Here is a 21,705-nt window from a genome sequence, read left to right as displayed (position 1 = left end):
GGGCTACAGCCGCTCAACCACGTATTCGAGGCAGTTAATGAGCGCTCGCACATCATCCGGTTCGACAGCCGCGAAGGTGCCGATACGCAGTTGGTTTCGGCCAAGTTTGCGGTAGGGGTCGATATCGACCACACCGTTCTCGCGCAGCATTGCGCTCACCCGCTTGCCATCGACGCCATCGGCAAGGTCGAGGGTGACGACAACCGGTGAGCGGTGGGCCGGGTCGCGAATGAACGGGGTGACCCAGTCGGTGCGCTCGGCCCAGTCATACAGCAGCTGCGACGATTCGCGAGTGCGCGCGGCAATTGTCGACAGCCCGCCGAACTCGTTCATCCAGCGCACCTGCGATTCGAATAGCGAAATCGTTGCGATTGCCGGCGTGTTGTAGGTCTGTTCTTTGCGCGAGTTGGTGACCACCGTGTCGAGACGCAAGAACTCGGGCACATAGCGGTCGCTCGCGGCGATCTGCGCGATGCGTTCGAGCGCCTTCGGCGACACAAGCGCCACCCACAGACCGCCATCGGCACCGAAATTCTTTTGCGGCGCGAAGTAGTAAATATCGCACTCGCGCAGATCGACCTCAACACCGCCGGCACTGCTGGTGGCGTCGATCATCGTCAGCGCATCCTTGTCGGCGACACGCCGCACCGGCACAATCGCACCGGTCGAGGTTTCGTTCTGCGGGGTGGCATACAGGTCAATTCCCTCGGTCGCCACCAAATGCGCCACCGAACCCGGTTCTGCCTCCCGAACATCGGGCGCGCTCAGCCACGGGGCCGCGGCGGCCTTAGCGAATTTGCCACCAAACTCGCCAAATACAGCAGCCTGGGCGCGTTCACGAACGAGGCCGAACGAAGCCGCATCCCAAAACGCAGTCGACCCACCGTTCGATAGCAGCACCTCGTATCCGTCAGGAAGCTCGAACAGTTCACTGAGCCCATGCCGCAATTGCGCCACCAGCTGTTTCACCGGCGCTTGACGATGCGAGGTGCCCAGCACGTGCCGGCCACGAGCAACTAACTCATCGAGTTGCTGCTGGCGAATGAGCGACGGACCCGAACCGAATCGGCCGTCTCGAGGGAGAAGATGTGCGGGAATCTGCATGCATCCAGCCTAGGCTGAATTACCAGTCTCACGGTGCCCGGCGGGTAGGCTACAGCGAAGAGCGCTGTCGTGGTGGCAGCGATGCAACGTCACCATCGCAGCATTGACAGCCTTATAGAGAAAGGAACGGGCGTGGCGCAACTCGTCGACACAACAGAGATGTATCTGCGCACCATCCTTGACCTTGAAGAAGAGGGAATCGTGCCGTTGCGGGCGCGTATTTCTGAGCGTCTGGGCCACTCCGGCCCCACAGTGTCGCAAACTATTGCCCGGATGGAGCGAGACGGGCTCGTGCGGGTGGCAAGTGACCGCCGGCTCGAACTTACCGACCAGGGGCGAACGATCGCCGTGCGGGTGCTGCGCAAGCATCGCATCGCCGAGGGGTTGCTGGCCAACGTTATCGGGCTCGATATGTCGATGGTGCATGACGAGGCCTGCCGCTGGGAGCACGTGATGAGCGATGAAGCCGAGCGGCGCATCTATGAGCTGCTCGGGCGTCCGAAAGAATCACCATACGGCACACCGATTCCGGGGCTAGAAGAGTTTGATGCGCCGGCTTCCGAGTTGTTTCTTGACGGTGTGGTTCCGCTCGATCAAACGCCGCTTGATGGTGAAACTGTGCTGCAGATTCGACGCATTGGCGAGCCCGTCCAGGCCAACACAGCCGACCTGGAAGTGCTCGTTACAGAGGGGATCTGTCCGGGTTCTCAGGTAATTGCAAGGAAACTCGAAAACGACTTTATCGAGGTTGCAGTTTGTGGCACTGACCGGGCAATTTGCATCCACAATCAGACCGCCGGGCACGTCTATGTTGCGGGCGACGTTACCAATTTGTGAGATTTCCGTCATAACGGCGTGACATTTCCGTGATCTTTCGTTAGTGTCGGTTCATGTCGACGAACACACCAAGTGTTCACGCACGTCGAGGCGCCGCATCCCTGCCCCTCGACTGGGCCTAACCAGACAACTGGCAGGCAGGGCACTCAAGCGAGTGAGGCGGCGGGAGGTCGAATTGGACAACGTCACTTCTATCACCGATGCACCGCTCACGCGCCGCCAGGCCCGCGAGATCGAACGTCGTACCGGTATCCGGCCGATCGCCGGTGACGCCGGCCAGTCGGTAACGACTAAGGGAGAGGCATTCCGCCACGACACCGGTGAGATCAAGCGCAACGACGCTGCCGCACTGGTTTCGGTGCTGCCCACCGAGCTCATCGCTGCCGTCAGCGAGGTACACGCCCCCGAAGCTGAACTCGCCGAGGTCGCAGAAACTGTTGACAGTGAGCGCTCTCTGACCGTGCGCGCAACCGTCCCTGCAGTGCTGGTGGCGCAGCGCCGTCGCCGTACCATCGGTGGTTTTGCGGCCGCAGCCTCAGTGGCTGCCGCGGCAACGGTCGGCATGGGGTCGCTGACCGCCACCGCCGACGACCAAAACGCCACTGATAAGCACCTGGCAAGCCTCGCTGCTGCCGTTAACGGTGGCGGTTCGCAGCTGCCCGAACAGGCAGAAAAGAACGAGGTAATCGCCGCTGCCGCACCGGTGACGATCACCGCCGAAAACACTTCGGTCACCGCAATCAGTGCCGAAGCACTCGCATCCACCGCCGAGGCAACCGAGGTGGTTGTTGCTGAACCGGTCGAATCGGTCGAAACTGTCAGCGACGAAACCTCGACAGAGGCTGCCCCCGCAGCTCCGCAGCGCACCGCTCCGGTTGGCAGCGGCAGCGCCGCACTTGCCGCCGCCGCGTACAACCAGGTGGGTATCACACAAGACTGCACCGACGCCGTACAGAACGCCCTCGCCGAGATTGGTCTCACCACTCGCCGCGACCAGGGTGGCTACGACATGGGTGTCTCATCGTTCGCGCAGTTCGGCACCCCGGTGTCGCCCGACCAGGCGCAGCCCGGCGACATCATGATCTCGTACGGCTACCACGTGGCCATCTACCTCGGTGACAACACCGCGATGCACGGTGGCTGGAATGGCGACGCCGACGACACTGTCGTCACCACGCAGATGGGTTCGCCCTACGACTTCGATGTCATCATCCGGCTTCCCTAAGCACTAAGCACTTCGAGGCGTGAAACCACGCCGCAGCGCCCAGCCCTCAAGCAACACCAAGATGAACGTTGCATGACGGCTGGGCGTTTTGTTTCCGCCGACCGCCACTCAGCGCCGGTCACGCGGTACTATCAGCAAGATTGCTCACCAAACACCGAAGGAGCCTCCGTGTATCCGCAATACTGCATCCCCGCCAGGGATGCTTCGCGGTGCCCGCGCGGAGGTGGCTCCGGGTTCGAACACCATCGTGTGTTCGCAATATCCGGCGCCGCTCAGCTGCGTCGACATGACAGTGTCTGCGTTCCGAGTGCACGGCATCGCCAAGTGGTGGTGCCGTTTTGCGTTTCCGCAGCAATCACCCTCACATCCCAGTCCGTCACGAAACCACGTGGCTGAACGGAAGGAATCCCTCGAATGCGAACGCTCGTGCTCAACGCCGGATATGAACCACTGTCGGTCGTATCTGATCGCCGCGCCCTCATCCTGGTGCTGGGAGGTAAGGCCTCGGTGCTGGAAGCAGATTGCGATAATCCGCTGTGCTCGGTGAGCGCCGAGTTCGCGCGGCCGCGAGTGATTCTGCTGCGTCGCTATGTGAAGATGCCGATGGTGCGGCGCACACCCGTGTCGCGTCGCGGGGTGCTGCGCCGCGATGATCACCACTGCGCCTACTGTGGCCAGTTTGCCAACACGGTCGATCACGTGCTGCCGCGCTCGCGCGGCGGGCGCGACACTTGGGAGAACCTCGTGGCCTGCTGCCTGAAGTGCAACAACATCAAGGGTGATCGCACACCCGACGAGGTCGGCTGGAAGCTGCGTTGGCAGCCAAGCGCTCCGACAGTGCGCCGCTGGCACATTCGTGATGTAGACGAGGCGGCTGCCGAGTGGGCAGAGTATCTGCCGGCGGCCTAGCCCCGATTAGGCGGCGCTAGTAGCTGCGGTGGCGGGCATGGGGTGCCAGTTCGTCGGCGTCGCCCCGCTGTCGCACTTGCTCAATGAGCGATGCGTCTTCACAGGCGGCAAGCAAGTCTGCCAGGCGCTGGTGCACCTCGGCGGTGAACGAGCGCTTGAGTGTGAGCGCTGCAGCTTCGGCAAATGCCGGTGCGCTGTGCCGCCAGATGAGTTTGTGAGTGACGCGCGTACCACCCTCGGCGGGGGCGAAATGCCACCCCTCGCCGTATTCGGCGAGCCAGAAGGGACCCTTCACCAAATGCGCGCTCGATTGCTGTGGCGGGAACCACGAATCGTACTCGACGATGACGCGGCGGCGGTTAGCGACCCGCTCAAATACCAGCGCGCCGCGCTCCACCCGCCGATGATCGCGGATCAGCATGCGGCGCTCCACCTGGGTATCCCAGGCGGTGCGATCGTCACCCAGCGTGTGCGCCAGGGCAAACGCGGTGTCGATATCGACCGGGATAACGACGCTTGCTTCGGTCTGTTGAGCCATGCATCCAGTATGCCCCGCGGGTGCGTCCAGTGCTTTGACGCGGCAAGCGCGCGCGGTGCCCCCGACAGGAATCGAACCTGCGCGCACCCTTTAGGAGAGGGATGCTCTATCCACTGAGCTACGGGGGCAGTCTGAGCTATCGTACCGTGCCGACCCAGCTGAGAATTCCTGACAGATCCGTGAAACTCCCGACGGGGTGCTGATGAGCGAGGCGGATCTGGAATATGTTGGGCTGCGTGTGGGGTCTATTCCGTAAGCGAGAGACGACTGAACACGCGCAGCGTGAGGCAGTCGATGAAGAGCGTGCCCAGCCCACCGAAGAGCTCGAACGCGATAGCGAAGACCGCGATTTGGTTGATGGCGTTGAGATCGGTGAGCATCCGGGGGAGTGGGTCGACCGCGCAATTGCCTCCCGCTCAACCCGCGAGAACGACTCGGCGTTCGCGCCCCCCGAAGCAGACGAAGCTGCCGAACAAGGCGAACCCGGCGAAAGCACCGCTGCCGGGGATGACCTGCTCGACAGTGAAAAATTGTCGGCAGCAGCCGACAGTGATGCAGCAGCCTCGGGCACGGCATCATCCGCCGCCGACGAGTCGGCACTCAACACCGAAACCAATCACCGCGCACCAAGAGTCGAGCTGCCACAACACCCCAGCGAACCGCTCGCCCTCACCCCCGCCGAGTTTTACGCGGTGAAAGAACGCTGGCGCGCCCAGCTCGCCAAAACCGGCGGTATCAGCGCGCTCACACACTTCCGCAGCGAACGCGGCACCTATATCGACCTGACCACCGCCCACCCCTCGGGCGTGGCCACCCTGCTCGCTGGCCGCCCGGTTATGCTCACCAGCCTGCTGCGCGAACCCCTCGCATTCCGTAACGCACTGGATGCAGCCGATCACGTGGCACGAAAAGGCTCCGAACTCGAATCAGCGCGCGGGCTCAGCTGTGTGCAGCTAGCCATCGGGCTTGCCTCATGGACCAGCCAGACCGGTCAGATGCGCTGCCCGGTGCTGCTGCGAGCCGCGACGCTGCAACGACTGGGGCGCGACTATGAGGTGCGCCTGCGTGGCCGCACCCACCCCAATGTGGCGCTACTGCGTGCGCTCTACGACGACGGGGTGACGCTGCGCGCATCCGAACTCAATGACGCTACCGGCGATAGCGGCAGCCTGCTTCCCGAAGCGGTTTTTGAACTGGTTCGGGAGCGCGGCGGTTCCCTACCCGACTTTTATGTGGATGCGCGCGCCTTCCTCTCCACCTTCGGGGATGTGGCCGAACAGCTCGTTGCTGACGCCAGCGACCTCGACCATCCAATGCTTGAGGCACTTGCCGGAGATGAACGAGCACAGGTGCGATTGGGCGGCGATGTGCGCGTCGAAACCAGTATCGACCCCGATCTGCGCGACCCCGCCGCCGACCGGCTGCTGCTCGACGCCGACACCGAACAGGAACGTGTGGTCGACGCTATCCTCGGCGGCTCGAACCTCGTAGTCGAAACGCTTCCCGGCACCGGCCTCACTCAAACCGTGGTGAACGCTGTGGGCCAACTGGTTGACCGCGACCGGCGGGTGTTGATCGTCACCCCTCGCGCCGCTTCGGTGCGCGAGATTCGCGCTCGGCTGCGCCGCGCCGGGCTTGCCGGGTTGGCAGTCACCCCGCGCACACTGCGCCGCGACACAGTGGCCGCGATTTCCCGCGACGAGCGCGCCGAACGCCCCAACACGAGCGATCTTGACGACGCACTGGTGCGCTTGCGGCATGTGCTTACCGACTATCGCGGCGCGCTCAACGAACCCTCACCCGATTTCGGGGTGGCACCGTTCGACGTGCTCGAACGGCTCAGCAGTCTCGAACTGCTCGACACTCCGCCCTCAACCACTGCCCGACTGCGCCGCGAGGTGTTGGTTGAGCTGCGCGATCCCGGCCGTCGCGCCCAGGTTGCTGAACGGCTGCGTGAACTCAGCCAACTCGGGGCATTCAAGTTTGGCCCAGACGATTCGCCCTGGTTCGGCGTGGTGTTTTCGACCACCGAAGAAGTCGGCGAAATGCACGAGATAGCTCGCGAGCTGGCCGCGGGCGCCGTCACCGAGCTGCTCAACGCCGGGCGCGGCATCGTGGGGCAAACCAACCTCGCCCCACCACAATCGCTCAACGAACTCGGTCTCTACCTGCGGCTGCTGGCAGATATACGCGAAACCCTTGACCGCTTCAGTGCCGAAGTGTTCGACGCAAACCTGCCCGACCTCATCGAAGCAACCGGCCCACGCCGAGAGGGTAACTCGATGCCGGCCTCCCGTCGCCGCGAACTGCGGGTCACCGCCCGCGAACTCGTGCGCCCCGGCGTCGCCGTAAACGATCTGCACGAGGCACTCAAATTCGTGCATCGGCAGCGCATCCTGTGGCACCGACACGTGGTGGATGGCGCACTCCCGAATGTGCCGGTGGGAATCGAACCGGTGCGGGAACAATACCGCGCGATCGCCAAACAGCTGCGCCCGCTTGACGACCTGCTGGGCGACTCGGGCATCCCGCAACTTGCCGAGGGCCCGATCGACGAACTACAACCGCGGCTGGAAGCGCTTGCGGCCGGCTCTGAGGTGCTCGACAACGCTGTTGAACGGCTGCAGCTCACCGAACGGCTGCGGATGCAAGGGCTGGGCGAGCTGCTCGAAGACCTGCTCGAGCGCCGCGTGGGTGAAGAACTTGTGGGGCACGAGCTCGAACAGTCGTGGTGGCAGTCGGTGCTTGAGTTCCAGCTGCAAGAACACAAGGCGCTGCTCAACGCCAACACTCGTGTGCTCACCCGGCTCGAAAACGATTTTCGTGTGGTCGACGAAGCACACACCGCATCCAGCGCGCAGCAGCTTGCCTGGCAGCTTTCGCAAGCCTGGAAAGTGGGGCTTGTCGACTATGCCGATGAGGCAGCTGCGCTGCGCGAACTGCTGCGCCGTGCGGGCGTGAACTCGCGGACGCTAGTAGAACAGGCGCCGCGGCTGTCGCGCTCGATCGCCCAGGTGTGGATCGCGAACCCGTACGAAGTGCCACGCATTGACGACCGCATCCGCTTCGACACCCTGCTGCTGGTGGATGCGGGCGATATGTCAACCGCCGAAACGATCGGTGCAATCCGCCGCAGCTCGCAGGTGGTGGCCTTCGGTGACCCGGTAACACAGGTGCCGGCACCATTCTCGATTGCGGTGCAGACTCCCCACCAGCAGCGGCAGGCAGCCAATATTTCGGATGCTGACGTGAAAGCGCGCGCGGCAGACTCGATTTTTGCGCGACTGGCGACGTTCTTGCCAAAAATGGCGTTCACTCGCTCATACCGCACCGGCGGCGAAGACCTCGTCGACCTCGTGAACGCGCGGTTCTACGGCGGCCGCCTCGACACGATGCCGTGGGCGGGGGCGTTCCTCGGCCACTCATCGCTGACCTACTCGTATGTTGAGGGCGGCACCGGGCTGCCCGACGACGAATCGGGCGCGGTCGAAGCCACCGACGCCGAGGTGACGCGCGTTGTCGAACTCGTGCTCGACCACGCCATCCACCGCCCGCGCGAGTCGCTCATGGTTGTTACCGCATCAGCCGTGCACGCGCAGCGCGTTGAACAGGCCGTGTGGTCATCGCTGACGCACCGCCAGCAGGTGGTTGATTTTTTCACCGGGCCGCGGAACGAACCGTTTTTGGTGACCACGATTGAGGGCGCCGCGGCGCTGGCGCGCGACCGGGTGATTTTCTCGCTCGGCTACGGCAAGACCCCGCACGGCCGCGTGCTTTCAGAGTTTGGGGTGCTCGCGGGCGCCGACGGGCAGCGTTCGCTGGCGGTGGCAATGACCCGGGCTCGCCGCTCGCTGGTAATCGTCACCTGTGTGCGTCCGGCCGAATTCGACCTGGCGCGCATGAGCGCGGGCACGATCGGGCTGGCAGAAATTCTTACCGAGCTTGAAGAACGCACCGATCGCCCCGGTCGGGGCCGACAGGTCAACCCCGAGGATGCGCCGATGCTGGTTGATCTTGGGCGACGCCTGGCGGCGTTTGGGATGCGCGTCGAGTTCGACTACCGCGGCCGCATCCCGCTGGCCGCAAGCTACGGCAATCGGGCGATTGCGATCGACCTGGATGTGCGGGGCCCGGCAGCTTCACAGACGCTGCGCGAACAGTTGCGATTGCGGCCAGAACTGCTTAAGCGTCTGGGCTGGTACTACCTGCGGGTACACGCGTTCGAACTGTTTGCGAATCCGGCGGATGTGGCCGAACGCATCGCGGTGGCCATGCAAGTGCCGATTCCCGAGACCGACGCGGCCCCACGCGAACAGCTCGAGACCGGCAAAGCCAAGGCCGAGCGTGACGAGTTTGCGTCGGGCGGCGCCGCTGCCGAGCTCGAACCGGGCACTAACGAGGCAGAAGCGGCCGCACTCATCGACCTTGACCGCTAGTCACCGGCGCGCTGGGCAACCGGATGGGTGCGCTCATCCCACACAAAATGAGTGCGCATACAGTGGGTGGCAATAGCGAGCGAAGAGAGAGGCGTCACGGGTATGGCCAAACCGCAGCGCCGGGTGCGCACCAATCCCGTTCCCGGTGCCGACCCCACACCGCAGCGTTTTGAGCGCGACGGTCGCACCCAAATCTTGGGCGAATCAGCCGGTGAAGATCGGCTCGAACGTTGGGGCGATTTCGATACCGAACGCTCCCTCGAAGTGCGCGACGACTACGCCAGCGACTCGAATGACGCCCGCCTGCTCGCCGACCTACCGCCACACAATGTCGAGCATTAAACCGCGCCCCGATAACTCGGCCGAGTCGCACGAGGCGCAACGCGCACAGCTGGAGTCGCTTGAAACCGGCCAGATTCCCATCATCCTCGACCCAAAACCGCCCGCACGCATCCCCACCGAAATATGGACCCTGCTGTCGGCGACGTTTTTCGTGGCGGTTGGTTTCGGGCTGATCGTGCCGGTGCTGCCGCAGTACACGAAATCGTTCGGCGTCGACGAACTGCTCGTGGGGCTGGTGGTGAGCGCCTTTGCCCTCATGCGGCTGGTCACCTCGCCGGCTGCCGGGCGCCTGACCGATCGCTTCGGCGAACGAGTGATGTATTCGACCGGCATGGTGATTGTGGCGGCGTCGAGTTTTGCCACCGCAATGGCGGCTACTTATTGGCAGCTGCTGGTGTTTCGCGGGCTGGGTGGTGTGGGCTCGGTAATGTTCACCCTGGCTGCCGCGTCGATGGTGGTGAAGTATTCGCCTCCCGAGCTGCGCGGTCGAGTGTCGTCGATGTGGGCCGGAATGTTTCTCATCGGTGGGATCTCGGGGCCGTTCATTGGCGGGTTGCTTGCCGAACTTGGGGTGACGGTGCCCTTTGTGGTCTACGGTTTCGCGCTGCTGGTGGCGAGCGCAATCGTCGCCATCGCCCTGCGCGGGGCACATGAACGCGGCGTGAAAGATCGGGCCGCACCACCGATGAAGCTCGGCGAAGCACTGCGGTTGCCGGCCTACCGGGCCACGCTCGTGTTCGGAGTTGCAAACGGCTGGGCTGTGATGGGGATGCGGGTGGCAGTGGTGCCACTGTTTGTGGCGTCATTGGTGCCGGACGAGTCGTGGCTGACGGGAACTGTGGTTGCCGTGGGTGCGATTGGCAACGTGCTCGCCCTGCAGTGGGCCGGCCGCGCAAGCGACCGGATTGGTCGACGCCCGCTCATTATCGCGGGATTGGCGGTGGCCGCAGCCGGGTTTGTGATGTATGCGCTCACCCGCGAAATGTGGTTTGTGTTTGTGGCGAGCTTTGTCGCCGGTTTTGGGTCGGGGCTTGCCGCACCCGCTGAGCAAGCGGCGCTTGGCGACATTATTGGTCGGGAACGCTCGGGCGGTCGGGTGTTGGCAGCCTTTCAAATGTCGCAGGATGCGGGGCAGATTCTCGGCCCGATTGTTGCCGGCTGGGTCGTGACGAAGGTTGGGTTCTCGTGGTCGTTTGCCATGGGGGCGGCGATTTTGCTGGTGGCGCTACTTGCCTGGGTGCCGGCGCCCGACACGCTACACCGGCACCGATTCGCATCCGGTGCGGCCGCATCCGAATAAAAAGCAGCTGGCCGCCACGCGAACGTGACGACCAGCTGCTGAAGATAGCGGATTTCGCTACTGCTGCTGCTTGTTTGCGGCGAGCATGTCGCGGATCTCGGTGAGCAGCTCGGCCTCGGTGGGGGCTGCCTCTTCGGGTTCGGGCTTGTGACCGTGGCGCATGATGTAGGCGCGCTCATTCAGCTTGTTGAACGGCAGCACGATCGCGAAGTAGACAACGAATGCGATGATCAGGAAGTTGATGATGGCGGCGATAACCGCACCCACGCCGAAGTTCACGGGGCCGATCTGCAGCACGGCATCGGCGAGACTATCGGCGTTGAACAGGGCGGCGATCAGAGGGTTGAAGATGCCTTCAACCAGCGCATTAACGATGGCGGTGAAAGCGGAACCGATGATGACCGCGGTGGCAAGTTCGATGACATTGCCACGCATGATGAATTCTTTGAAGCCTTTCAAAGGTGTCCTTTACGCTCGGAAACAAACATGAACGGCCCCATTGTATGCGTAAGCGGTCGCCGATAGCAGCTATCGGCATGCGGAAGGGCTAGTTGGCGAATTCGGTGCATCGAGTGGGTGTCACTACACCATTAACGCGCATATCGTGCGGGGCGAGAGGCACCGCATCAACCAGCTCATCGTCGTGGATGAGCGCATACACCGGCGGGCACTGGGTGCACGAGTCGAGCATCCGGTCGTAGTAGCCACCACCCCAGCCGAGTCGCCCGCCCCAGCGATCTACTCGGGCAGCGGGGCAGATCACCAGGTCGACGCTGTCGAACTCGATCGGTGCGACGGGCGTGCCCACCGGTTCGGGCACGCGCAGCTGTTCGTTTTGCCGGTATTCGCCGGTATCAACCACCCAGTCGAGCAGGCCGTCCTCGCGCGAAATCGGCAGGAGCACCGTGATGCCACTGCTGCGTGCCCAGCGCAGAAACGGGTCGAGCTGCGGCTCAAGCGGGGTCGACAAGAACGCCGCCAGCCTTCTCGCTTTGCGGGTGGTGACCAGCTGCCGCAACTGGGTGGCGATTTCTTCACCGAGCGCTTGTCGTTCGGCCTCGGGCCGAGCCATGCGGCGCTCACGCGTTTCGATACGCAGCGCGCGTTTGGTCTGCACTATCGGGTCGTTGGCAGGTGGGGTGTCGAGAACCGAACCGGGCACCATCGGGTTGGGAGTTGCGGGCGCGTCAAAGCTGCTCATACCAACAGGGTAGGCGTGGGGTGATGCCGAAAGCTGTAATGAGTGGGTAACATGCTCGCCATGACCCAACGCGTTACCAAAGCAGTAATTCCGGCCGCTGGTCTCGGCACTCGGTTCTTGCCGGCGACCAAGGCAATTCCGAAGGAAATGCTGCCGGTGGTGGATCGGCCGGCGATCCAGTATGTGGTTGAAGAAGCCGCCGGCGCCGGTCTAACCGACCTGCTCATGGTCACCGGGCGAAACAAAACTCCGCTCGAAAACCACTTCGATCGGGTCGCCGAACTTGAAGAAACGCTCGCGCAGCGCGGCGATGAAGAGAAACTCGAAGCCGTTCGGGTTCCGCAAGAACTTGCCGATATGCACTATCTGCGGCAGGGGAACCCGCTCGGCCTCGGCCACGCGGTGCTGCGCGCCCATCAACATGTTGGTGACGACAGCTTTGGTGTGCTGCTCGGTGACGACATCATCGTCGGCGGCGATGAGCTGATGCGCGAAATGATCAGGGTGCACGAGGCAACCGGCGCAAGCGTAATCGCGGTGCAAGAGGTGCCGCTGGAGGATGTGCGCTCGTACGGTGTTGTCAGCCCGGTGCTGGTGAATGGCGAGCCTGAGCGCGTGGACGGTTTTCGGTGGCCCTGCGTGAGGCTGGATGCGCTTGTTGAGAAACCAGAACCCGAACACGCGCCGTCGAACCTCGCCGTGATTGGCCGCTATGTGTTGCGCTGCGAAGTGTTCGATGTGCTCGAGCAGACCCAACCCGGCCGCGGCGGTGAGATTCAACTTACCGATGCTCTGCAGGTGCTGGCGAAAAACCCCGAGCTTGGCGGCGGTGTGGTCGCGCTGGTGTTTGACGGGCGCCGCTATGACACCGGCAACAAGCTCGACTATGTGAAAGCCAACCTCGAACTTGCCTCGCAACATCCGAAGATTGGTGCCGAGCTGCGGGCGTGGTTGCGCGATAACGTCGATCAGCTTGTTGGCCCTGCCGAAGCGTGATCCAGATGATGCCTGGTTCATTCGTGCCGGTGCTGAACGATGGTGAGCTGCGGCTGCGTTGCGTGCGCTCGCGTGATGCGCGTGAACTCGAACAAGTGCTGCTGCGCGACCGCGAGTGGCTGCAGCCCTGGGAGGCGACCTTGCCGGGGGATGAGGGGCGCTGGGACGTTCGCGCGGGCATCCGCAACCTTCTCGACCTTGCCGGGCAGGGGGCGGCGCTGCCGTTTGTGATGTCGATCGACCAGGCGATCGTTGGGCAGCTGACGGTGTCGAACATCCAGTACGGTGCTGTGCTGTCAGCATCAATTGGCTACTGGGTGAGTAAAGATCTGGCCGGCCGGGGGATTACGCCACGGGCGGTGGCGTTGGCTGCCGATTATTGCTTTGAACGGATGAAGCTGCACCGAATTGAGATTTGTATTCGGCCCGAGAATGCTGCGTCGCTGCGGGTGGTGCAAAAACTCGGGTTTCGATACGAGGGGTATCGCCGCCGCTACATCCACATTGATGGCGATTGGCGTGACCACTACTGTTTCGCGCTGCTTGCTGAGGAGGTGCCCGAGGGCGTCCTCAACCGGTGGCGCAGCGGTCGAGTCGACGAGTCGGTTACCCGCGTGACCTGGCCGCTTTAACAGTAATTTCTCAGGGTCTCGGGCTGCATACGGGCAGGCAATTAGGACACACCCGTATCAATTCGTCACAATCGTCACAGCCGTACCATGCTTTATGGCATGGAGATGTTGACGGGAATCAGTGGAGTTGCACTCGTGCTGCTCGCACTGCTTGCCGTGGGCGTATTCGTTCCCGGATGGGTGCGCGACCACAATGCGCGGCAATCGCAGCGCTACGCGATCCAGCTACAGCAGACCATGCGGGCGCTGGCTGAAACCTGCGAGTGCCCGGAAGTGATGGAGATCGAAGCGAGCGCCCGAAATCTGCGGGCGCAGCGCCGTGAACTGCGTCGCGCATCCCAGGCCGAAGCGAAACTTGCGCGCGAGAGCGCGCGGCTCGAGGCACAGCGGCGTGAACATGAGGCAGAATTGCAGCGTGAACGTGAGCGGCTCGAAACCGAACAGATCGAACAAGAGCTGCGCGAACAGCGCATTCGCGAACAGGCGTGGCGCACGGCCGCGAAACTACGCGAAGCAGAACTTGAAACCGAACGCGAACGAGCGGAGGCAGCAATAGTGGATGCACAGGCACGGCAGCAGGCAAGTGCGCGCGCACGAGCGGCAGCCGAAGCGGAGCTTCAGCGCGAAGCGGCCCGGCACGCCGACCGCACCACCGCTCATGATCGCTGGGCCAACGGTGCTTCGGGTGCAGAGCGCGCGGAAGCGCGCCGCCGCACCGAAGAAGTGTTGATTGGTGAATCGCGTAATGAGGCGGCGGCCCGTCGACGTCGCGGTCGCCTGGCATCCACCGGTGTGGGGGCGCTCGGGCTGGTGCTGGCGATTACCGGACTGGCGCTGCTCGGTGGCAAAGTCGGCGGTGCCGTGCTCGTGGTGCTGGGGCTGGCGCTGCTTGCTGGCGCGGCATGGATGCTGCAGCGCATCCACCGCGTGGCTCAGGCTGCGATGCGGGCCGCGAACATCCCTGCCCCGGCTGCCGAACCCGCTGCCGAACCGAATGCTGCTGCCGTGGCCGCCGCTAACGAGCCGGTCGTGTACGACATTGACCCGATCGTGTCGACGCCGGCACCTGCGCGCGATGCCGAGTGGACGCCGGTGAAACTGCCGAAGCCGCTGTACCTGCAGCGGGCGACTGCCGACGAGCTCGACCCGACCGACCCGGATGGCCCCGGCGGCGACCGTGACAAGCAGTTTGATCACGATCTGGCCGCGCTGCTGCACGAAGAGGCCGCGAAGTCGACGGCGGCGCTGCGTGAGGCGCACCAGCAGGTTGAGAGCAACCGTTTTGCCACGCAGTTGAAGCCGATGCGGGCGATCACAGTCAATGGTGAATTGAACGAGCGGCTCGACCACCTGGATGCGCTCGCCGCTGAACCCGGCGACTGCAGCGATTTGGATGCGGTGCTGCGTCGGCGCCGCGCCAGCTAGCGGGTGTCTCGAGGGTTGCCGTGCAGGCACCGGCAACTGGGAAAACCGTGCGGAGTGATCTAAAGTTGAGTATCTTCGCCCCGGCATGTTTCGGGGTGGCTATTTCTGGGGGATGTAATGGCTGACGAAATCGACGACCCGTTCGCGGGTGCCGACGATGAGGCCATTGATGTACCCGAGGGCACGTTCTCTGCCGAGGGTGAGGATAACGCGCGCATCGGTTCGACGAGTGCGCGCGCCCGTCAGGGCGGTTTGCTCGCGGTTTGGCGGTCGGCTTCGCGTCAGCGTCAGGTGCAGTGGGTCACCGCGGCCGCGATTCTGGTTGTGGTGCTCGTGCTATTGCCGACAGTGTTTTCGGTGGTTGGTGCATCGCAGCGGGCACGAACCCAGGCGTTGGCGACCGAAAACATTGGCGTGATTCAGCTTGACGACGAGGTAATTCGGGCAGGCGCGCAGATCGACCCGCTGTTTGGATGCTATGCGGTGTCGGCGACGTTCGCGCCGACGAAGGCGAGCAGCGAAATGCGCGACCTGCTCGATGAAACCAGCGAATCGGTGTACAAGAACGATGTGGGTTTTACGCAGCGCAAGGCTGACGAAACTCGGAAGTTCTTTGTGGAGCAGTATGCGCGCGGGCTTGCTGACCAGGTGGAGTCGAAGCTCGAGGAATGGTACGAAGCTAACTGGTCGACGATGGAGGCAGCGCGCGAAGCCGAGCAGAAGCTGCGTGGGCATCTGAAGATCGACCAGATCGACCAGCTCTGTGTTGACGTGCGTGACCTGGGTGTGGCCCTGGGAGCAGTGCGTGACGAACACATGGAGTATTCGCAGTCGTATGTGCCGCCACCCCCACCACCGCCGACGCCGGAGCCGACCAAGACCGAGGAACCAAAGCAGACTGAGGAACCGAAGAAGACTGAGGAACCGAAGGAAACTGAGACGCCGGATCCGAGCGACGAGAGCACTCCCGACGAGTCGGAGACTAAGGCACCCGAGAAGCCCGAACCAGGTGATGGTGGCTAGCTGCACCACCGAAATGAGCAGTGCTAGGCTAAATAGACGCTCATGGGCCTATGGCGCAGTTGGTAGCGCGTCTCGTTCGCAATGAGAAGGTCACGGGTTCGAATCCCGTTAGGTCCACCAATCAAAAACGGTCCCCGTGAGGGGGCCGTTTTTTGATTGGTGAGTTTGGCAGGGTATGAGAACCCGTAGTGGGGCCCCGGCGCCGGAGGCTCAGCGCGTCGTTTGCGACGCGTGGAGATGGTGATGGGTGGGGCCCCGTCGGCGAGGGGCCCCGCGCGCTGTTGGCGCGTGGGGGAGCTGATGGGGAGTCGAATCCCGTTAGGTCCACGTAAAGTTGCACGTTCGAACTCTGCCCCGCATCATCGCGGTGCAAAGTTCTTTCGTTGTGTGGCCTGGAGCTGGTGGCCAGGATGGTCTGGATCGCTTCGGTCGGTTGGAGGGCAGCGTTGTCCTCGTCATCGATGGTGAAGCGGCCGCACCGCTCGCAGCAGCCTTCGCGCACTTGGGCAGCAAGCTGCCGGACGCACGCCGGGTAGCACTGAACCACGTCGGCCACCTCTCTGCCGCGAACAGAGGCAGCCCTAGGCGGATCACCGCAGCACATCCACCGCTTCTTCGCCGATTCGTAGAATCGATACAATCACCACAGAGACCTTGTCGGTACTGCCGCGCCTTGAGCTATTCCGCATCGCATGGCACCAAACCAACTCTCCGATAGCACCCCGTGTCGTCATGAAAGCAGTCAGGTCTTGAATGACGCCTTCGTGCCGAGCCGGCGTACCGAAGAACGAGACGCCCAGACTCGGTCAGTACGCTCAAGGGATGACCACCAACCCATACGCAGCGTTCTTGCCAGCAGGGCGGCGAGCAGCTGGCGCGCTGGAACCAGAAGAGACCTGGTGGCCCTGGTGCGGCCACAACATCCACATTGCGCGAGCCCGCCGTCCTGGCGCTTCGGCTCGCGTACTGGTGATCCATGGCGCGGGCGGACATAGCGCTGCCCTCTGACCGCTGGCAGCCCAGCTCGCCGAACGTGGACTGGATGTCGCTGCTGTCGATCTGCCCCTGTACGGACGCACGACCTCGCCCCATCCCGAGCCGGTGCGCTACGAAGACTGGGTGCAACTCCTGAGCGATCTCGTCGAGGCAGAACACGATGAGCTGCCGTTGATTCTGCTCGGCGCCAGCATCGGGGGCATGCTGGCCTACGAAGTCGCCGCGCACTCGTCACTCGTGACGACTGTCGCGGCTACCTGCCTCCTCGATCCTCGGGATTGGCGCGCCCGGGCCCGCATGACCCGCTTCGGGCCGCTGGGTATCCTGGGTGGGCCGCTCTCCGTCTTGGCGCGTGGCCGGGTCGCATCGGCGATGATCCCGATGCACTCGGTGGCAAACCTCTCGAAGATGAGCCGCAATACCGGGCTGTCCAGACTTTGTGCGACCGACCCTCGTGGTGGCGGAGCCAAAGTACCTCTCGGGTTCCTGGCCTCGTACATGCGCTACCGACACGCCCCGCCCGAACAGGTGACGACCCCAGTGGCGCTCCTGCATCCCAGCAGAGATGCGTGGACCCCGGTCGAACTGAGCATGCGCGTCTTCCGCCGTCTCGCTTCGCCTGACAAGGTGGTCATGCTCCGCGAATGCGGACACTTCCCCATCGAGGAGCCCGGCATTACCGATCTGGTGTCGGCGATTCTCGAACTCGCTGAGAAACAGCATCACTCGGGCGCATAAATCGATCGCAGTGCGTTGTTTCTTGTGCAATCCCGTTGGAATGGCACCACGATGAAGACAGAACCCTGCACGGGTCGCAAAGGGAGCTGCATCTTCTTCGTTCCTCGTCGGTGGCGATGCGGCTTCAACTCAACGACTTGGGGAGAATCTTCGCCAAGTTGATGCGAGCGGTGAGGCATCGAGCCATAGCGGAACGTCGTGAGGTGAGGTCGTCTGGCGTATTTTCGGGCTGCTTTAATCGATCGATCGCGGCGAGGGCGAAATGCGGTGCGGTGCCGAGCGCGCTGTGTCCCTGATCGCGGGCCGGAAGGAGCGTCGCGTTCGGTGCCGTGTCTACGAACTCGTTGGCCACTTCTCGGGGAGTGCGGATGTCGCGTGCGCCGAAGATGACGAGTGAGCCGGGGCAGTACGGCGCGGATGTCAACAGACTCCCCGGTGAACGGAGGGAATCTTTCTGCGAGGCTCGACAGGCTTGCAACACTCATCAAAGGGTTGTCGGCTGAGCGGTGCAGAGCACCGTAGCCGAGTTCGGTGAACGCGAAAGGCTCCACAAGATCGAACACCATCACGAAGAGGCACGGGCGCATCACATCAGCATCACCGAGCCGCTGCATCCAAGCCCAGCCCGGGCACCCTTGCCGCGTTCGAGAAGAGCGAGTATCGAGGCGACCAGAGCGGGACCGCCCGACTCGTGCAGGAGGTGCAGCGGGAATCCCGCGGTACCCGCCGTGATGATCTCGCGCTCCACCAGCGTGCGCACTCGCGCCGCATGGCCATCTCTTGCCGCTGTGCCGTGCCAATAGAACTCGTTCAGAGAGTCCGCGGCGGCGCGCTGGCTCGATGTGTCGATCATGGTCGAGTCCAGGATCATCCCGGCGATGCGGTCGGGATACCGGGCACCGAGCGTGACAGCCAGATAGTTTCCGTAGGGCGAGCCGTACACGATGACGCGATCGATCTGTTCGGCACCGAGGGCCGCGATCAGATTGTCTAACACCGCGGTGATGCTGATATCGGTCGGTTCGACGTCCACTCCGTCGCTTGTTCGCCGCGACAAGCCGACACCGCGATGCTCCGCAAGACCAGCAAACCACGAAGTCCGGGGGCGAGTGCGTAGCCCAGGTTCGCGATCACGAACACCGTCAGTCCCGCCACGAGTACGTTCTTGCGGGGGAACCGGTCAAGCCAGACCGCAAGCACGGGCGCTGCGAGCGCGAAGGCAAGGACGAATCCGGTGACGAGCTGCCTGGCAGTTCCCGGCGTGGTGTTGAGGTCGGAGGCGACGCGGTTGAGGACGCCCGTGATGAAGAACTCATCGGTACCGAGTGCAAGGGTGGTGATGAACAGGGTCGACCGCCATAGCCATGTCCGAGGCATGGGCTTCTCCAGAGACGGTCATGAACACAAACATGTTCTATGCTTCACGAACATCGAGCAAGGTAGCGGATCGTTCGCCCCTGGTCGAACAGGCTGTCATCGGGTCATGACACCAAAGCACGCCGTGAAGCAGTCCCTAGCCGTGGGGGAGTTGTCCCTGGCCCGTGTCCTGGGCTCGCTCTCTGACCCGCTGCTACGTCCACCTCCGCAGCGACGACCCCGAAGCCCAGCTCCCAGGTCTACTTTCATCCCTGCTTGTCGCAGCCTCCGGCGACGCAACTCCTGTCGGTTTGAAATAGCCGCGGCGGTTCTCTGGTGAAGACTGCCACGCGTCTTGCAGATCGAGATGGAGCGCATCCAGCTGTCCTGTCGACCGTGACGTGAAACGTCATCGCGTGGGCAGATCATTGCCGCTAGCCCGAGCGTAAGCTACGGTCAGGGTATGAAGTGCACTGCGCCGGTTAGGGGGCACCGGAGCCCCAACGCAAAGTCGAGATGTCCCGTATGTCGGGGCGGTGGGTGGCGGGGCCCGTCTGGCAGCCATAGCACGGCACCAACACAACCTGCCTCCAACGGTGTGCGCTCTAGGCTGACTCGAGGGGTAGCCGAGGTGGAGCTCAGGGCTGACTCGGCTGAAAGTGCTCTGGTCTCAGCTGGGCTGGATCTCGCGACTTCTAAGAAGTTCACAGTCGCTCTGATGGAGGTTGCTTCGTCTCTTCAGGCGGGAGCGTCAAGTCGTGGAAAGGCTAGCCATTGGCTATGTGAGCTTCTGGCCGAAGCTGCCGATTCTATTGATCCGGGTTTGGTTGCGAACGCGGTGGGTGCGGTATTCTCCGACCTCTTGGTAGCGAACGGAATGCCGCAGTGGGCGGCAGGAATCGCCGGAAAGGGCGTTGCCAAGGCGGCGGAGGCCACCATCTCGTCATTCATGCCAAGCACCCAACTGAGTCTCGGTCTGCGGGTGCTTGCGGTACTCGTGTGTCCGTCACCTAGGAGCTGTCCAGTTGAAGAAAGGGTTTCAGTCCCGATCCTGAAGGACGTTCTCAGTGAGTTTTGACTGTGAAGGGGTCAGGTTGGCTTAGCGACTCACTTCACATGATGAGAAACGTTCGTGCGATTTCCGTCAGGGCATCTGTGAGTGTCGAATATGCTCAGGACACTACTAAGGGGGCGCATGCGGTTCGCGAGACTTGATAATGAAGGGGAAGTTGACGCATGGGTACTCCAAGACTCTGAACGCCAAACCTATCGCGGGCGTATTACGTGCCCGGATCCTGATTGCGGCGCTCGGTTGCATTGGCGGAAACGATCAAGAGATGGCAAAGCGCCTACGTTCTATGGAAATCACTTTGACGGCTGTGATTACAAAACCGAGTTTGAGGAACGGATTGCGCAGCGCGAACTAGAAGAGGTGGAGGCAGTGATCAACTCTTGCGAAGAGATGAAGATCCGTCTCGACGCGCCCAACAGGAATAGGCTGAAGGCGGAACAAACTCCAGGCTCGGTGCGGATCCCGGGGAAGTTTCACGTCCACGAACGGAATGACCGCAGAGCCAGGGCGGGGTCAACCGGATTGCGACCCCTTCTTCGGAAGCTCATAACTGCGCCGACGTTTCGCGAAAATCGCATGCCGCTCGTCCTAAGTGATGGCACCCGTACGACAGTCGTTGATGGCTGCCAGCATGTCGATGACTTTGAGATTACTTCGGCAACATGTATTGCATGGGGAAAGGTGAAGACAGCAAAATCAGGCTGGATCAACTCGGGCTACCGAAACGAGAAACTGCCGTCCGTTCGAGTGTGGAAGGATGCGATTCCGGATATTCTTGGGTTCGCTGGAGTCCAAGAAATCAGTGACCTAGTCGGTTGGTACTTCCTTGTAGAAGGAAAGTTTGGAACAACCTCCACGGGCACCCCTTACGTCAGCTTGCGAGACCCTAAGAGGATTGCCTTTTGTCGGCCCTATGAGGAGTGGAATTGAGGCGCTTTGCCCTGACCTGAAGTACCCTTAGGGATCTTGCTATGGGGTCACGATCAGGAGCAGGATCGACAGAATCTGGGCTATCCCCTTGGGGGAGCTCCTCAAAGTGAGGCATAAAAGTTACGGATCTGGAGTTTGATCGGGGTGGCGGCCGCCCCTGATCTGCAAGAGGCGAGAGCGGCTGGGCGTCGGTCGCCTCACGGCGCTAGCCTGGCTCAGACTTGAGGAAGTGCGCCGGTCCATACTGTGACAGCGACCAGTGGCCCGCTTGCCACTCTGGGGTGGTTGTTCCACTCTCGTCGATCCGAACCCAGCGCAGATCTGTCTGATGTCGCTCGGCATTGATAGTCAGTCTGACGTCAGTATGCGCGACTGCTGCCGCCACGTGGCGGACGCGGAGGATCTCCCACTCTTCAAGTCTCAACTCTTGGTAGAGGAACTTTGCCTCTTCGGCGAGCTGACCGACGGGTCGCTGCGTGGGGCCAAACTGTATGAAGTGTTGACCCACTGGGCCCCATTGGCGTCTACTCCAGCGTTCAAGAAAGTCCGTGCAGGCGGCGACGAGTTCCGAGGGCTGATCGCCAAACGATCCTGGGTCGCCCCCTTCATTCGGTCCGGACGTTCTGTGAGTCGTCGGTTTCGATT

At 62.7% G+C, this 21,705-nt stretch carries 18 protein-coding genes and 2 tRNA genes; 13 read left to right on the top strand and 7 right to left on the bottom strand.

Annotated elements, in window-relative coordinates; genetic code table 11:
• Positions 1–3: 3 nt before the first annotated feature.
• Entirely contained in the window at positions 4–1,104 is a 1,101-nt protein-coding gene (serC, locus tag RQ865_RS06325; RefSeq protein WP_311478270.1) for a phosphoserine transaminase, read from the bottom strand.
• A gap of 132 nt (positions 1,105–1,236) precedes the next feature.
• Here serC and RQ865_RS06320 point away from each other — a divergent pair, with 132 nt between their 5' ends.
• From RQ865_RS06320 to RQ865_RS06310, 3 genes are all read left to right on the top strand, one after another.
• Entirely contained in the window at positions 1,237–1,941 is a 705-nt protein-coding gene (locus tag RQ865_RS06320) for a metal-dependent transcriptional regulator (protein ID WP_311478269.1), read from the top strand.
• A gap of 175 nt (positions 1,942–2,116) precedes the next feature.
• Positions 2,117–3,166, top strand: coding sequence for an NlpC/P60 family protein (locus RQ865_RS06315; protein ID WP_311478268.1), 1,050 nt, complete (start codon positions 2,117–2,119; stop codon positions 3,164–3,166).
• A 414-nt stretch (positions 3,167–3,580) separates the two neighbouring features.
• Positions 3,581–4,075, top strand: a complete 495-nt coding sequence (locus RQ865_RS06310; protein ID WP_311478267.1) for an HNH endonuclease — start codon at positions 3,581–3,583, stop codon at positions 4,073–4,075.
• A 16-nt stretch (positions 4,076–4,091) separates the two neighbouring features.
• On the opposite strand, the gene RQ865_RS06305 is transcribed toward RQ865_RS06310, so the two are convergent.
• Complete coding sequence (locus RQ865_RS06305; RefSeq protein WP_311478266.1) at positions 4,092–4,613, bottom strand: SRPBCC family protein; 522 nt, start codon at positions 4,611–4,613, stop codon at positions 4,092–4,094.
• A 56-nt stretch (positions 4,614–4,669) separates the two neighbouring features.
• A tRNA-Arg gene (locus RQ865_RS06300) sits at positions 4,670–4,741 on the bottom strand.
• Between the two features lie 96 nt (positions 4,742–4,837).
• Between RQ865_RS06300 and RQ865_RS06295 the strand changes: the two genes are divergently transcribed.
• From RQ865_RS06295 to RQ865_RS06285, 3 genes are all read left to right on the top strand, one after another.
• A complete protein-coding gene (locus RQ865_RS06295) occupies positions 4,838–9,049 on the top strand; it encodes an AAA family ATPase (protein WP_311478265.1) in 4,212 nt (1,403 codons plus the stop codon).
• A gap of 102 nt (positions 9,050–9,151) precedes the next feature.
• A complete protein-coding gene (locus RQ865_RS06290; RefSeq protein ID WP_311478264.1) occupies positions 9,152–9,391 on the top strand; it encodes a hypothetical protein in 240 nt (79 codons plus the stop codon).
• A complete protein-coding gene (locus tag RQ865_RS06285) occupies positions 9,378–10,691 on the top strand; it encodes an MFS transporter (protein ID WP_311478263.1) in 1,314 nt (437 codons plus the stop codon). The genes RQ865_RS06290 and RQ865_RS06285 overlap by 14 nt, the downstream gene beginning before the upstream one ends.
• A 57-nt stretch (positions 10,692–10,748) precedes the next feature.
• Here RQ865_RS06285 and mscL read toward each other — a convergent pair whose 3' ends face one another.
• Both mscL and RQ865_RS06275 read right to left on the bottom strand, forming a co-directional pair.
• Entirely contained in the window at positions 10,749–11,150 is a 402-nt protein-coding gene (gene mscL, locus RQ865_RS06280; RefSeq protein WP_311478262.1) for a large conductance mechanosensitive channel protein MscL, read from the bottom strand.
• An 88-nt stretch (positions 11,151–11,238) separates the two neighbouring features.
• The gene (locus RQ865_RS06275; protein ID WP_311478261.1) at positions 11,239–11,892 is read right to left on the bottom strand and encodes a 5-formyltetrahydrofolate cyclo-ligase; all 654 of its coding nucleotides are present in this window, start codon (positions 11,890–11,892) and stop codon (positions 11,239–11,241) included.
• A gap of 51 nt (positions 11,893–11,943) precedes the next feature.
• Between RQ865_RS06275 and galU the strand changes: the two genes are divergently transcribed.
• The 6 genes from galU (at position 11,944) to RQ865_RS06245 (ending at position 17,702) form a co-directional block, all read left to right on the top strand.
• Positions 11,944–12,888 carry a UTP--glucose-1-phosphate uridylyltransferase GalU gene (gene galU / locus RQ865_RS06270; RefSeq protein ID WP_399521809.1) on the top strand — a complete coding sequence of 315 codons (945 nt, stop codon included), beginning with the start codon at positions 11,944–11,946 and terminating at the stop codon, positions 12,886–12,888.
• A gap of 5 nt (positions 12,889–12,893) precedes the next feature.
• The gene (locus tag RQ865_RS06265) at positions 12,894–13,520 is read left to right on the top strand and encodes a GNAT family protein (RefSeq protein WP_311478259.1); all 627 of its coding nucleotides are present in this window, start codon (positions 12,894–12,896) and stop codon (positions 13,518–13,520) included.
• Between the two features lie 99 nt (positions 13,521–13,619).
• On the top strand, positions 13,620–14,945 hold the full coding sequence (locus tag RQ865_RS06260; protein ID WP_311478258.1) for a hypothetical protein: 1,326 nt from the start codon (positions 13,620–13,622) through the stop codon (positions 14,943–14,945).
• Between the two features lie 117 nt (positions 14,946–15,062).
• Positions 15,063–15,968: a hypothetical protein gene (locus RQ865_RS06255; RefSeq protein WP_311478257.1), complete on the top strand. Its 906-nt coding sequence runs from the start codon at positions 15,063–15,065 to the stop codon at positions 15,966–15,968.
• 44 nt (positions 15,969–16,012) lie between these two features.
• A tRNA-Ala gene (locus RQ865_RS06250) sits at positions 16,013–16,088 on the top strand.
• Positions 16,089–16,979: 891 nt separating this feature from the next.
• Positions 16,980–17,702, top strand: coding sequence for an alpha/beta hydrolase (locus tag RQ865_RS06245; RefSeq protein WP_311478360.1), 723 nt, complete (start codon positions 16,980–16,982; stop codon positions 17,700–17,702).
• A 586-nt stretch (positions 17,703–18,288) separates the two neighbouring features.
• On the opposite strand, the gene RQ865_RS06240 is transcribed toward RQ865_RS06245, so the two are convergent.
• Together RQ865_RS06240 and RQ865_RS06235 are read right to left on the bottom strand one after the other, a co-directional pair.
• Positions 18,289–18,699: a hypothetical protein gene (locus RQ865_RS06240; RefSeq protein WP_399521808.1), complete on the bottom strand. Its 411-nt coding sequence runs from the start codon at positions 18,697–18,699 to the stop codon at positions 18,289–18,291.
• Positions 18,693–19,079 carry an MFS transporter gene (locus tag RQ865_RS06235; protein WP_311478255.1) on the bottom strand — a complete coding sequence of 129 codons (387 nt, stop codon included), beginning with the start codon at positions 19,077–19,079 and terminating at the stop codon, positions 18,693–18,695. The genes RQ865_RS06240 and RQ865_RS06235 overlap by 7 nt, the downstream gene beginning before the upstream one ends.
• 2,309 nt (positions 19,080–21,388) lie before the next feature.
• Between RQ865_RS06235 and RQ865_RS06230 the strand changes: the two genes are divergently transcribed.
• The coding region (locus RQ865_RS06230; protein ID WP_311478254.1) for a hypothetical protein at positions 21,389–21,705 on the top strand (317 nt) is incomplete at its 3' end.

Source organism: uncultured Gulosibacter sp., assembly GCF_963509965.1.
GTDB lineage: Bacteria > Actinomycetota > Actinomycetes > Actinomycetales > Microbacteriaceae > Gulosibacter.
The sequence above is the reverse complement of the archived record's forward strand: the minus strand, read 5'-3'. Positions and strand labels throughout refer to the sequence as shown.

Excerpts from the sequence above, each read along its gene's own strand:
- RQ865_RS06265 (WP_311478259.1), top strand. The coding sequence starts at position 12,894 with ATGATGCCTGGTTCATTCGTGCCGGTGCTGAACGATGGTGAGCTGCGG.
- RQ865_RS06275 (WP_311478261.1), bottom strand. The coding sequence starts at position 11,892 with ATGAGCAGCTTTGACGCGCCCGCAACTCCCAACCCGATGGTGCCCGGT.
- RQ865_RS06290 (WP_311478264.1), top strand. The coding sequence starts at position 9,152 with ATGGCCAAACCGCAGCGCCGGGTGCGCACCAATCCCGTTCCCGGTGCC.
- RQ865_RS06285 (WP_311478263.1), top strand. The coding sequence starts at position 9,378 with ATGTCGAGCATTAAACCGCGCCCCGATAACTCGGCCGAGTCGCACGAG.
- galU (WP_399521809.1), top strand. The coding sequence starts at position 11,944 with ATGCTCGCCATGACCCAACGCGTTACCAAAGCAGTAATTCCGGCCGCT.
- RQ865_RS06295 (WP_311478265.1), top strand. The coding sequence starts at position 4,838 with ATGTTGGGCTGCGTGTGGGGTCTATTCCGTAAGCGAGAGACGACTGAA.
- RQ865_RS06235 (WP_311478255.1), bottom strand. The coding sequence starts at position 19,079 with ATGCCTCGGACATGGCTATGGCGGTCGACCCTGTTCATCACCACCCTT.
- RQ865_RS06260 (WP_311478258.1), top strand. The coding sequence starts at position 13,620 with ATGGAGATGTTGACGGGAATCAGTGGAGTTGCACTCGTGCTGCTCGCA.
- RQ865_RS06305 (WP_311478266.1), bottom strand. The coding sequence starts at position 4,613 with ATGGCTCAACAGACCGAAGCAAGCGTCGTTATCCCGGTCGATATCGAC.
- RQ865_RS06310 (WP_311478267.1), top strand. The coding sequence starts at position 3,581 with ATGCGAACGCTCGTGCTCAACGCCGGATATGAACCACTGTCGGTCGTA.
- RQ865_RS06255 (WP_311478257.1), top strand. The coding sequence starts at position 15,063 with ATGGCTGACGAAATCGACGACCCGTTCGCGGGTGCCGACGATGAGGCC.
- serC (WP_311478270.1), bottom strand. The coding sequence starts at position 1,104 with ATGCAGATTCCCGCACATCTTCTCCCTCGAGACGGCCGATTCGGTTCG.